This window comes from Paenibacillus sp. sgz302115, from assembly GCF_056120445.1.
This window is the reverse complement of record NZ_JBVYOK010000022.1, coordinates 1-13682: the sequence shown is the minus strand read 5'-3', so window position 1 is coordinate 13682 and position 13682 is coordinate 1. Positions and strand designations below refer to the sequence as shown.

The 13682-nt window shown below is 48.9% G+C and carries 8 protein-coding genes; 6 read left to right on the top strand and 2 right to left on the bottom strand.

The window, feature by feature from the left end:
• Positions 1–89: 89 nt before the first annotated feature.
• Positions 90–668, bottom strand: a complete 579-nt coding sequence (locus AC0LWN_RS27025) for a hypothetical protein (protein ID WP_474670901.1) — start codon at positions 666–668, stop codon at positions 90–92.
• Positions 669–906: 238 nt separating this feature from the next.
• Between AC0LWN_RS27025 and AC0LWN_RS27020 the strand changes: the two genes are divergently transcribed.
• Positions 907–2286, top strand: coding sequence for an FAD-binding oxidoreductase (locus tag AC0LWN_RS27020; RefSeq protein WP_474670899.1), 1380 nt, complete (start codon positions 907–909; stop codon positions 2284–2286).
• Positions 2287–2426: 140 nt separating this feature from the next.
• Here the strand turns inward: AC0LWN_RS27020 and AC0LWN_RS27015 are convergent, their stop codons facing one another.
• The gene (locus tag AC0LWN_RS27015; RefSeq protein ID WP_474670896.1) at positions 2427–3575 is read right to left on the bottom strand and encodes a response regulator; all 1149 of its coding nucleotides are present in this window, start codon (positions 3573–3575) and stop codon (positions 2427–2429) included.
• A gap of 397 nt (positions 3576–3972) precedes the next feature.
• Between AC0LWN_RS27015 and AC0LWN_RS27010 the strand changes: the two genes are divergently transcribed.
• The 5 genes from AC0LWN_RS27010 to AC0LWN_RS26990 all read left to right on the top strand — a co-directional run.
• Positions 3973–7098: an S-layer homology domain-containing protein gene (locus AC0LWN_RS27010; RefSeq protein WP_474670894.1), complete on the top strand. Its 3126-nt coding sequence runs from the start codon at positions 3973–3975 to the stop codon at positions 7096–7098.
• Between the two features lie 282 nt (positions 7099–7380).
• A complete protein-coding gene (locus AC0LWN_RS27005) occupies positions 7381–10512 on the top strand; it encodes a hybrid sensor histidine kinase/response regulator (protein WP_474670891.1) in 3132 nt (1043 codons plus the stop codon).
• 341 nt (positions 10513–10853) lie between these two features.
• Complete coding sequence (locus AC0LWN_RS27000) at positions 10854–12125, top strand: Glu/Leu/Phe/Val family dehydrogenase (RefSeq protein ID WP_474670888.1); 1272 nt, start codon at positions 10854–10856, stop codon at positions 12123–12125.
• A 34-nt stretch (positions 12126–12159) separates the two neighbouring features.
• Positions 12160–13137 (top strand): diaminopimelate dehydrogenase, encoded by a 978-nt coding sequence (locus AC0LWN_RS26995; protein WP_474670886.1) that lies wholly within the window; start codon positions 12160–12162, stop codon positions 13135–13137.
• A gap of 419 nt (positions 13138–13556) precedes the next feature.
• On the top strand, positions 13557–13682 hold a 126-nt coding region (locus AC0LWN_RS26990; protein ID WP_474671040.1), incomplete at its 3' end, for a helix-turn-helix domain-containing protein.

Genomic DNA, 13682 nt, shown 5'->3' with positions numbered 1-13682 from the left:
GAGAGGGAGTAGAGGCGGTTAGCTAAGAAAGCGGATACTTCACACATTGGTATCCGCTTTACTTTACCAATGTAGACTAAGGCCTTTCATTACAATAAACACTTGGTGGCTCTGCTTAAAGCAGTATTCCAAGGTCTTGATTCGATCAATTCAATCCCATTTTGCTTACAGGTATCTGCTATCCAATCTCCATACGAAATACTTATTTCAGCTCTATAATGTTGTAATTCGCCACCTTCTCTTGCTAAATAATTCTGCACTATTTGATTTTTGTCCGATTCCTGTATAAATATTGATTTTACCTCCGGGTTATCGAAAGATAATGTAAATTCAGGATTAATAAAATCACCTTCAATAATGATAGGTACTTTATCTTCAATATGCCTGTTTACGAGTTGTTTTAATACTGGAGCCATTTCTTTGCTTACACCAATCAGCCAGTCTACATTGCCGTCAACTCCAACGTCTTTCCAGTCAATACCAGAATCCCAATAATGAATTACAGGAAAATGCTCCTTTGTTGTAACTGCTTTTACGGATAGGTGAATATCATCTACTTCCAAGACATTCACACCATAAAATCGTGCAATTTCATAAGCAATACTTGATTTACCTATTCCCGATGCTCCACCAATAAATAAAACTGTCCAGTTTCTATTATTATTCATTGTGCCAACCTTCCAACCTCATTTATATTTTCATCCGATGAATGTTATGTAGTTCGGCATTATTCTACTATTCCCTTTTTTTAATTACAGAAGGCGCCTCCTCATATTCCACCTCGATCATGGTTTGAACTATTTTACGGTTCAAACTGGGCGTTTGCCGTTACTAGGACAGATGTCCCTACATAGACATAAGCTGATGAGAAAGGCTTATGTCATGAGCAGGGATGGTGTAATGTAGATGGCACAAAAGTTGAAAAATAAAAGTACACGGTTAACCGGAAGGATCGTAATTCCGGGCAATCCGTCATACAATACGGCCAGAATGGAGTTCAATAGGCGCTTTTCTAAATTTCCAAGGGTCATTGTTTTTTGCCAACGAACTCAGGATGTGATCAACGCAGTCAAATGGGCTCGTGAGCGGGGCATACGGCTGCGAGTGCGCAGTGGACGGCATAGCTATGAAGGCTTCTCAGCTGTAAATGGCGGTATTATTATCGATGTGAGCGAGATGAATAAGGTTAAAGTTGACCGAAAAAATAGAGTGGCCATTGTCCAGACGGGAAATCCACTTGCCCGTGTGTACAAAAGGCTGTGGAATAAGCGCGTGGCAATTCCGGCGGGGACCGCGCCCGACGTAGGCGTAGCTGGGCTTACCCTGGGAGGAGGCATTGGACTACTTTCCCGCAAATATGGACTTACGTGCGATAACTTGAAACAAGTGAAGATGGTCGTAGCTTCGGGGCAATATGGGGCAAAGACGATTGTGGCAAACAGAAGGAAACATTCCGATCTGTTGTGGGCATCACGAGGCGGAGGGGGAGGGAACTTTGGTGTTGCTACAGAATATACATTTCGGGTTAGACCGATTTCATCGGTTTCTATATACAGTATTACGTGGAAATGGAGTGATCTTGAGAAGGTGTTACCGGCTTGGCAACGCTGGGCCCCATCTGTCACAAACCGCTTAACCTCAACAATTGAAGTGGCTGCCAAACAGGTGGGAACCATTGTATCTACCGGACAATTGCTTGGCGGTGCAGAGGAGCTGCGTCGATTGATTAGACCGCTCTTGCGGGCAGGCACTCCGGTGAAGGTGATGGTGAAGACAGTGCCTTTTATTGAAGCAACCAAATTTTTTGCCGAATCGGACCTGAATTTGGAACCAAAGTTCAAAATAACCGGGGCCTACGGGTTCCAACCTTTGCCGCCTGAAGGAGTACGAATTATACGTGACTTTTTATCTAAAGCACCCAACAGGCATTCTAGCGTGTGGAGCCAGAGCTTAGGTGGTGCAGGAAGCGCGGTGAGCCAGGTATCGCCTACTGAAACGGCTTATCCTCATCGGAAGGCTGAGACAATCTACGAACTGTCAGCCCGGTGGAGAAACAACAGGGAGCAGGAGCGGAATATTCAGTGGGTGGAAAGGTTCCGCAGAGCGTTGCGTCCCTTTGTTAAAGGAGATTATGTGAATTTTCCCGATTTGCAGATTAAGAACTGGCCCAAGGCGTATTATGGCGAGAACTTTGGCAGACTGAAGCAGGTGAAACGAAAGTACGATCCTCATAATGTGTTTCGTTTCGCTCAGAGTATTCCAGTGGGTAAACAGGTCAGAAAATGATAATACGCACACCAGATCGAATTAAAACAAGGAGCTGTCGGCGACAGCTCCTTTAGCAAATTCGCTGATAGAGACGTTAAGCTGAACCGTACCATAAATTGTTTCATGCGGGAAGAGTGTATACGCGTATCTGGTCTGCCTCAGTTCCTGTATGCGGTGGGCAATTTCTTTCTCGCGTGTTCGAACCACTCTACCAGCTTATCGGTCAAGCCGATCCGCAGCTCGTTTGAAAATAGATGATCCAGCTTATGGTAATGCTTCTCCGCTTCTTTGTGCCTTCCGCTTGCCGTATACAGCTTCATTAGCGCAAGTCCGTCTTCTTCGTTATACGGGTCCATATCCTGAATCCGTTCATACAGCGCCAGCGCTTCCTCCTGCATCATGGCTTTCTCATAGAACCGGGCTAACGAACGTGCATTCTGATACCATAGCTTCCGTAGTCTTTCGCGTTCGTCCTCCACCCACCCATATCCGATTTCTGGTAAATAGTCCCCTTCATAAAGCGAAAGCAACCGCCGCAGTTCGGAGTGACTATCGGTCAAATTTACGCCATTCACCTGCCGCAAGCCGTTTTCCCATTCATCCACGTCAATCCGGATGCGGCTTGTGTCGAGTATGTAGCCTTCTTGAATAGTGATATTTTGGATGGGAGCATCAATGCCCATTTGCTTCAAGCACTTTCTAATGTGATAAATCGATGTGTACAATTGATTCGCCGCCTGTTTCACATCAAGCTCTGGCCACAGCAGCTCCAAAAGTGTCTCCTTGAGGACGATATTGCCGCGATGGTGCAGCAGGTAAGCAAACAGAATCTGCGTTTTTGCCGTGCGCCATTTCGGTATTTCCGGAGACCCGCCGCTGCTCTGAAAACGGAGGGAACGAAAACACAGAATGCGAGAAGGCGCTGTTGAGCGCATATCTTCTTTATGCATTCTTTTTTGCATCAGCCGCTTTATCGTTTGATCCAAACGTGCCTGATGCAACGGTTTAAGCAAATAATCGACCGCATTCAGCGCAAAAGCTTGGACAGCATACTCGCTGTATGCCGTTACAAATACAATATCGGCTCCAGGACAAGCCTCCTGTACCAGCTCTACCGCTTGGATTCCCGATATTTCCGGCAAGTGAATATCGAAAAATACGACGTCCGGCTGAAGTTCCGGCATTCGCATAATAGCCTCTCGCGCATTCCCAAACGAGCCTACCACTGAAATACCGGGATATCCCGACAGCATTCGCCGAATCTGGCTTAACACCAGCGCTTCGTCATCCACCAGCATGATCTTCATGTATTTCACGCTCCATAACATGTATGCATTGTTTTTTGGCAAGATTCGATTTGTTACACCAATACTATCGGAATTTTAGCAATGGGTGTTGAGCGAAAACAGCATGTAAAGCAGTTGTAAAGATTTTGTAAAGTTCCTTTTGTTATGATCACACCTGTCGAAAGAAAGTGGATTATATCAAGATATAGGATTAAGGGGCTTGGAGTCCCTATGGGACAGGGGGGAGGATAAAAGCGGAATAGAAAAAGAACGATTGTTTTACTCCAGCGTGAGCAGAAGCGCCTGAGTTAGAAGGAATAGACAAACTTATCAAGAAGAAAGGAGAATCCTGCTTAACTGAAAGAAATCTGCAAATATAGAATTTCTATATGCTTTCGCTAGCAGGTATACACAAAATATGAAATTAAAAAATCGAAGAATGTTATCTGTTCTAATAGCAATTGTTATGGTATTGACGATGATGCCTTTTCATCCGTTAGAAGTAAAAGCCGCTGCAACACCTACAATTGATCTTGGTACTCCTGTTAGTGTAACGAAAACAACCTATCAGCTATCCAATGCTACATTTGGAAGATCAGGTGTCGTGAATGGAGCAGGCGGATACTTTACTGTGGCAGTAAATAATGGCTCTATTGCTGTTGGAGCTCTTCCAAGTGGTATCACCGAGTTGATTAATGGCATAAAAATCAGCGGCATTGTGACTGATCAATCTACATCTGTAAATCGAGTATTCAATTTTTCAAATGGTAATACTTATGAAGATATTCTGGCTGTTATTCAAAATTTGACATTTACAAAAACTGTGGGGCAAACCCAAAGTGTAACAGTAAATGTAGCGCCAGGGGCACCATTGACCGATGGAAAAACATCTGTGCGTACCTACAACGGGCGCCATTTTGTATATGTGCAAAGACAGGCTGCTACCCTGACTTTTAAAGATGCTGTGACGATTGCAACGAACAATAGCGGACATCTTGTAGAGCCAAAATCAAATAATCCTCAAGAAATTTTTGCGATTGCCAGTATGTTTAAAGAATTTAAAAGTGCCTTTATGGGAAATTGGAGCTTTTTAACCTTTATAGGCGCTACTAAAACTACAGCACCTAATTGGGACACTTCTACTTATAGCGCTACAAGGTATGTATCAAACGGTCAGCCCACAGGTCTTGATACATCGAATGAATTTGTGCCTAATGGAGCATATGACCATCTTACACTTCTGCTAGACACGACTAGTAATAAAATAGGTTACTTAGCTGTAAATAATACACACGGCAGCAGCAGCGGATATTTCGATCCGGGAGTTATTGTCGAGTATAATTCCGGTGTCATCAGCAACAATATCACTACCACAAAAGATATTGGGATTTCAGAGCTAAGAGGCAGCGTGGGAATCAGCGGTGTTGCCAAAGTTGGTGAAACGTTGACTGCGGACTTATCGGGAATCACTTATTCGCCTGACACGTCGGCCAATCTGCTGACTTACCAATGGTACCGGAACGGAGTCGCCATCACGAATGCGACGGGTTCAAACTACACGTTAACCGCTGACGACTTCGGCGCAGGCATCACCGTGATGGTAACCGCTGACGGTACGCATGCGACAGGGAGCGTGACGAGCGCGGCAACGGGGGCGGTAACGGCTGCGGACGGCGCTGCGGCTCCGGCAGCACCGGTAGAAGTAAGCAAAACAACAAAGAGTATTACGCTGCAAGCCGCCCCTGGTCAGGAATACAGCATAGACGGCGGCGTGACGTGGCAAGATAGTTCGACGTTCGCCGGACTGATGCCAGGGACGGATTATACGATTGTAACCCGTGTGAAAGCGACAGCGACTCAGCTCGCGTCTGCTATCAGCACAGGAACAGTGATTCGTACAGTGGCTAACAACGCGGGCTTGGAAGATTTGACGATGTCGGGCGGCACGTTAAGCCCGGTATTTTCGGCAGGCACTACAAATTATACGACAAGTGTGCCGAACAGCGTGAGCAACACGACAGTGACGGCAACGGTATATGATGCTGTTTATTCTACGGTGACGGCGAGCGTGTACAATAGCGAAGGCCTGTTGGTACAAGGCCCGATTAAATTGACAAGTGGCGTCGCTTCCAATTCGCTGCCGCTGAGCGTAGGCATCAATACGATCAAGGTGGTCGTAACGGCGCAGGACGGCACGACGCAGACGTACATCGTAACGGTGACGCGCGCCCCTAGCGGTGGCTCCGGCACGAACGGAAATCCTGCACCTACATCTGCACCTTCATCCGCTCCTGCTCCGGCATCGGGCGTGACAACAACCGTAAACAATGAGAACAGTGGCTTCGCTACTGGCACAACGGCAAACAACGTAACGACCGTTGTGATTGATCAAGATAAACTATCGGCTCATCTCACCAAAGGCAACGGACAGCAATTGAATGTGCTTGTGCCTGGCGACGGTGAGGTCAAGGTTGTGGGTTTGACTGCAGCAACACTGAAGCAGTTGTCCGATACTGGTTCCACACTGAACATCGAGAACCTGCTTGCTATTTATCCGATTCCAAGCAAACAACTGGATCTGGGTTCAATCATCAAACAATGGAACGGCGCGCCGCTTGGCGAAATTGCAGTCGATATTGATATTAAGAAATCATCTGAAGCATTAAAAGCCGCAGCAAAAGCTCAGGCGACCAAAGGCGGCTATGATCTGCTCGTCGATCCGGTCGATCTATCGCTTAACTTCACTTACAAAGGTCAAATGCTTAAGCCGGATCAACTGACGGGCTACGCGCCCCGCTATATCGCATTGCCTGAAGGTATTGATCCGAACAAAATTACGACCGGCGTCATTGTTAATCCGGACGGTACCGTGTTCCATGTGCCGACAGTTGTAACGAAAATCAACAACCGTTACTTTGCAATGATCAACGACCTGCGCAGCCAGGGCAGCTATTCGGTCATCTGGAATCCGCAAAATTTCGATGACGTGAAGAGCCACTGGGCACAAGCGAGCATCAATAACATTGCAGCCAGACTGCAGCTTGCAGGTACAGGCAACAATACCTTCTCCCCGAATCGCAGTATTGACCGTTCGGAGTTTGCTACGATTGTGGCAAGCGGACTGGGCTTAATGCATCAAGGTGTATCCGGTACGCCGTATAGCGACGTAGCACCGTCGATTTGGTACCACGATGCCGTAACGATTGCCAGCGAATTTGGTATTATCAAAGGCTTTGAAGACGGTGGTTTCCACGGCAGCGAACAGATTACAAGAGAGCAAGGCATCGCTATGATCGCCCGCTCCCTGCATATCGTTCAGCCGCAAGAGGCGCTGAGCGCACTACAAATCAATCAGATTCTGGCTCCTTACAGCGATATGGACCAAATCTCCGGGTATGCACGGGAGTCCGCAGCCCAACTGATTAAGGCTGGTATCCTGCAAGGGACCGGCGGACAGCAGTTGAACCCGAAAGCGGCGATGACGCGCGCGGAAACAACGGCTATGGTTGAAAGATTGCTGAAAGCTACGAAGCTGATCGACTAGTATTAATGATTAAGAGGGGGGCTAACTGCCTCCTCTTTTTTTGTCCCTCACAACACTGGCTAATGTGCCTAATCACCCGGTTTATGGAACAAGGGATTCCCGCTGTTCTTGTCGAAGTATGAAGGCTGCCGGATTAGGCCATAGCATTTTCAAGCACTTGGCAGAACTGCACGGCGAAACGTTGGGAGTGAGCTCTGTATGATTTGGACAAGTGGAAACGGCTACACCGTCCTTAAAAAGACGGTATCCGTTTCAGCGAGAAATAGAAGGATAATTTATAGTGTGAAACATATAAGTTCTTATATTTTAAAAAACAAAACCACTCTGAAATATGCTGTAACGTTCATCCTGTTTCTCTCTATACTTCTCGGAGTCCGGTGGCTTTGGTCCGGGTTTTTCCTTACGCCAGAACACCCTCGTGCGGTTCAAGGCGTGCTCGATCTGCGCGGCTGGGACTTCGCGAGCTCCCGTTCCATTACGCTGAACGGCGAGTGGGATTTTTATCCGGAAGCATTCGTCACGCATGAAAACAAGGATTGGAAGTCCCTGGACAAGCGTAATATCATGGTTCCGGGAGATTGGCGAAGTGCTTTACCGGCAGATTCAAAGTCGTCGTTCGGATACGGTACGTACCGGCTGCGCATTCTGGTCGATCCTCTACCGCAACAGTCGTTCAAATTCTGGATTCAGGAAATTCAAGCCTCTTCAGTTGTTGAATTCAACGGTCAAATAGCAGGAGTCGGCCAACCGGCGGAGCAAGCGAATACGTATAAGCCCCGCCGGATTTCTTATACCCCGCTTTATAAGGCAGACAGAGTGAATGAGATCGAGCTGCTCGTACGCGTGGCCAATTTTGATAATCCGTTTAATGGCGGCATTGTCAAAGCCATCCGCTTCGGGTCGGATACGGCCATCAATACCGAACGATGGATCTCCATCGGCTTTCAGATTATGACCTTCGTGGTACTGATGTTTCTTGGCTTGTACGCCGTGATGTTATACTTGTTCAGTTGGCAAAAAGGGTTGATTGCCTTTTTTCTGCTGCTTTTGACCGCCGGGCTTACGATTGTGTCTGATAACGACAGCCTGCTGCTGGTATGCATGCCTTTCATCAACTATGCATGGGCACTGAAAATTAAGATGCTCTCGTACTCATTAGTCCCCTTTTTTTTCCTGCTGATTACCGGAATATTTGCCAAGCTCCGGACAAACGCGGTTTTGTTCCGTACGTACGCCATTGTTATGGCTTTATATTCAGGATTTGTGTTGGTCATGCCGCCTCCGCTCATTTACTATCTAATCGAATTTAAAATATTCAGACTGCTTTATTGGTTTCCAATGGCCTGGATTATCTATCTGATTGGCAAACTTATAGCCAGAAATCAGCCCGGTGCCACCTTCCTGCTGCTTGCCACCATGAGCATATTATCCAGCTCCGCATGGGGACTGATTAATGCTCACTTAGAAGTAATAAACATTTACTTCCCGTTTGACGTGCTGGTGGCTATCATCAGCTTTTCCGCTTACTGGTTTAAGCAGTACTTCCGCAATTCCCAAGAAAACGCCAAACTAAATGAGCAATTAAGAATAGCAGACAAGCAGAAGGATGATTTTCTGGCGAACACATCCCATGAATTGCGAAATCCCCTGCACGGGATTCTGAATATGGTGCAAACCGTCGTTGACAGCGAAAAACATTCGTTGAGCGGCGAGAGCGTCCAAAATTTGGAATTGGCGATGACGGTCGGTCGGCGCATGTCGTTTATGTTAAATGACCTGCTTGATTTGACTCGTCTCAAGGAGGGGAACATCCGCCTGCACGTGCAGACCGTTCAGGTGCAGGCGATCGCTTCCGGCGTATTCGACATGCTCCGCTTCATGACCGTTAGTAAACCGATCCGGCTGGTCAATGAGATTCCGAACGAGTTTCCTCCTGTGATGGCCGACGAGAACCGGCTCATTCAAATTTTGTTTAATCTCGTTCACAATGCAATCAAATTTACCAACGAAGGAACTGTCGCCATCCGGGTGGTCGCACAAGACGGGAAGGCGTACATTAGCGTTGCGGATACGGGCGTCGGCATGGACGAGGAAACGCTGCAAAGAATCTTCAACCCTTACGAGCAAGGCGACTCCGGCATGACGGCGGCGCCCGGGGGCGGTATCGGACTGGGCCTCAGCATTTGCAAGCAGTTAGTAGAGCTGCACGGCGAAACGTTGGAAGTGACATCTGCCTCTGGCCAAGGTTCGGCATTCTCCTTTGCTTTGGCGCTGTCCGGTTCGCCCGTTCAACGGGAAGCAGATTTTGCAGCAGGCCTGCCGCCTGTCTATGCAGAAACCGCTGCCGCTGCCGACGCGAACATCCGTTACGGTACGGATGACGATTCTGCCGCTCCGGAGAGACCGGTGCGTCCTTCGGTATTGGCTGTGGACGATGATCCGCTTAACTTGAGAATACTGGAGAACATTCTAGGTGGGGAAGCTTTCGATATCATTACGGTTACGAGCGGCACTGACGCCTTGTCTCATCTGAACACGAGAGTATGGGATCTTGTTATTGCTGACGTTATGATGCCTCACATGTCGGGGTATGAGTTAACGAGAGCTATACGTGAGCGCTATTCGAGCTCTGAACTGCCCATTCTGCTTCTGACCGCGCGCAACAAGCCTGAGGATATCACCGCCGGTTTTTTGGCTGGGGCTAACGATTACATTGTGAAGCCTGCGGATGCGATGGAGTTAAAGGTTCGGGTGCGGGCATTAACGGATCTGAACCGTTCCGTGCGCGAACGCCTGCGTATGGAAGCAGCATGGCTGCAGGCGCAAATACAACCGCACTTTTTATTCAACGTCCTCAATGCGATAGCTGCGCTTAGCGACGTTAATCTGAACAGAATGCACCTACTGCTCGACGAGTTCGGCAATTATCTACGGGCCAGTTTCAACTTTCAAAATGCCGGGCTGCTTGTTCCGCTTGAACAGGAACTTGATCTCGTACGTTCTTATTTATATATCGAAAATGAACGTTTCGAAGGCAGGCTGAATACGGTTTGGGAAGTCGAAGCGGACATGGAGCTAAGGCTTCCCCCGCTTTCCATTCAACCGCTTGTCGAAAACGCAGTGCGGCACGGCATCATGAGTCGTTCGTCTGGCGGAATAATTCATATTCATATCGCCGAATATGAGGATCGTACAGAAGTAACCGTTGCCGATAACGGCGTGGGGATGGATACAAAAACGCTGCAACATATATTCGACAAACGTTCGAACCAAAGGCAGGGAGTCGGTTTGTTCAATATTAATCAACGGTTGAAACAATTATATGGGAAGGGGCTACACATTCAGAGTGAACCGGGTCAAGGGACGATAGTCGTCTTTGCCGTGCCGAATAATGCGGTGAACCGCCTGATTTAGCGGCTGCCGGAAGACAAAAGCGATATAAATCTGAGCAAAGAATATCTTTAGCGTTGTGGGATGTTACGTATCTCGAAAGGGGCTTTTGCGGATTCACAGCAAAAGCCCCTTTGCCGGTTCGGCAGAAGAATTCTGCTCAAAACGTATAAAATCAACCGCCCGAATCGAATCTATAAGCATAAATGTAAGCGAATAATTGGCACATTTTCGTATCTGATGAAAAAAATATCATTGATTTTCCGTAAAAAGTCTTTTACAAAGCTGACGTATGATGTAAGATGTATTTTAACCTTCTTTAATGCGGTGAACCGCAAAATCAGATGGAGAAAGGGCTGAAGCACATGAGTATTACAGAGAATGTAGCACCGGCACAAGAGACCTTAAACCCCTTTGAAATTGTGCAAAAGCAGATTGATGAAGCGGCTGCCTATTTGCAGCTTCCGCAGCATGTTACCGATATTCTGAAAAAACCGAAACGTGTGCTGACCGTCAACTTTCCCGTTAAGATGGACGACGGCAGCGTGATCGTGTTCGAAGGTTACCGTTCCCAGCACAACGATGCGGTCGGTCCGGGAAAAGGGGGCATTCGTTTCCACCCCGACGTTACGCTGGACGAGGTCAAAGCATTGTCGATGTGGATGTCCTTCAAATGCGGCGTTGTGGGTCTGCCTTACGGCGGCGGCAAGGGCGGGGTCATCTGTGACCCGCACAAGTTGAGCAAAGGCGAGCTGGAGCGCGTCAGCCGAGGCTTTATGGAGGCTATCGCCGATTTCATCGGTCCGGGTAAAGATATTCCAGCGCCGGATGTCTACACGACACCGGAGATTATGGGCTGGATGATGGATACATACAGCCGCCTGAAGGGCGTCAACACGCCGGGCGTCATCACAGGCAAACCGCTCATCCTCGGCGGCTCCAAAGGCCGGAATGAAGCGACGGCGCAGGGCTGCGTGTACACAGTGCTTGCTGCGCTCAAGGAGCTGGACGTATCGCCCGAAGGTGCAACGGTTGCGGTGCAAGGCTTCGGCAACGCCGGACGGATTGCAGCCAGACTGCTGGCTGAACAAGGCTGTAAGGTTGTTGCGGTCAGCAATTCGAGGGGCGGATTGTATCAGGCGGAAGGTCTTGACTTGCAGAGAGTTTTTGCGCTCAAAGACCATGCTAAGCTGGCCGATTACGGCGAGCCTTACGTGATTACGAACGAAGAGCTGCTGGAGCTGGATGTCGATATCCTTGTCCCTGCGGCACTCGAGAATGTGATTACCGGCGCCAATGCGGCCAACGTCCGGGCCCGGATCATCGCCGAAGCGGCCAACGGCCCGACCACTCCGGAAGCGGACAAAATTTTGCAGGAAAATGGCGTGCTCGTCATTCCCGATATTCTGGCCAATGCCGGCGGCGTCACCGTATCGTATTTCGAATGGGTGCAGAATCTGGCCAACTTCTACTGGACGGAAGAAGAGGTGCTGGAGCGTCTGTCACAACGGATGTACGCTTCCTATGATGCGGTCCGCGCCTTATCCCGTGAGCACGGCACCAATCTGCGCACCGCCGCTTTCATGATCTCTATCAAACGGATCAGCGAAGCGATGAGCGCCAGAGGCTGGATCTGATCCGGCATATTATGAAATGGAGGACACAATAACCATGACCCAACCTATTTCCATCGGCATCGTCGGCTACGGCAATCTCGGACGTGGCGTCGAGGCGGCAATCCGGCAAAATCCTGATCTTCGGCTGGAAGCGATTTTTACGCGCCGCGATCCACACACGTTAGAGACGGGCACACAGATGGTGTCCATTAACGATATTGAGGCTTATCGGGGAAAAATTGATGTGCTGATCCTATGCGGCGGCTCCGCAACCGATCTGCCGGAACAGGGCCCGGCTCTGGCGAAGCTGTTCCATACGGTCGACAGCTTCGATACCCATGCGAGGATTCCGGAGTATTATGCGGAAGTGGATGCCAGCTCCAAGGCGGCGGGAACTGTCAGCGTCATTTCTACCGGCTGGGACCCGGGACTGTTCTCGCTGAACCGTCTGCTGGCAGAAGCCGTGCTGCCGGAAGGCAGCGAGTTCACCTTCTGGGGCAAAGGCGTGAGCCAGGGCCATTCCGATGCCATCCGCCGTGTTCCCGGCGTCAAGAACGGCATCCAGTACACCATTCCGCGTGAAGAGGCAGTGGCGCGTGTACGCAGCGGGGAGAATCCGGTGCTGGCTACCCGCGACAAGCATCTGCGCGAGTGTTATGTAGTGGCTGAGGAAGGCGCAGACCGCGAGGCGATTGCGGAGACAATCCGCAGCATGCCGAATTATTTTGCCGATTATGAGACTGTGGTTCATTTCGTGAGCGAAGAGACGCTGGCTGCAGAACATGGTGCAATGCCGCATGGCGGCCATGTTATCCGAAGCGGGCGGACTGGGGCGGGGAATACGCAGATCGTCGAGTTCAGTCTGAAGCTGGACAGCAATCCCGAATTTACCGCCAGCGTGCTGGTCGCCTATGCCCGCGCGGCCTACCGTCTGGCGCAAAAGGGAGAGTCCGGCGCGCACACCGTCTTCGATATCCCGTTCGGCCTGCTCTCGCCGAAATCGCCGGAGCAGCTTCGCAAGGAACTGCTGTAGCGTTAGTGGAGATCCTGGTGGAAGAAAGAAGTCCGTGCAGGAAAAATCGCAGAATCAGCAGGACGTGCATGAGTTACAAAAAGAAGAAGCTTAAGCTAGCTGTAGCTTGAGCTTCTTCTTTTTGTGATTGTATGAGCGAGGACATCAGGTTTACTGTGAGTTGTTCTCTTTTGCTTAATTAGGACTACCCCGGAAATAACTTTTAGTTTAACCTATATATTTTTAACGGCCTTCTGAGAGAAGTCCCCTTCCTCTGCAGGTAGGGGATGAATCTCGGTTAGGCGAAGCCTAAATGCATTTTCTATTGTGTGTACCCTTGGGCGTCAAATTCATCCTATCTTTTTCCAATAAGAGGATAGATGTTGGATGTTTGTGTGATATAATAGGAACATATGATCCGATCGAGGTGGTGACCTTTCGTGCAAATCACTTATCAGTTTCGCCTCTATCCAACTCCCAAACAGGAGCAACTCATGATTCGAACGTTGAGGTTGTGCCAGAAGCTGTACAATCGGGCTAAGGAGCAACGAGATACCGCCTACACT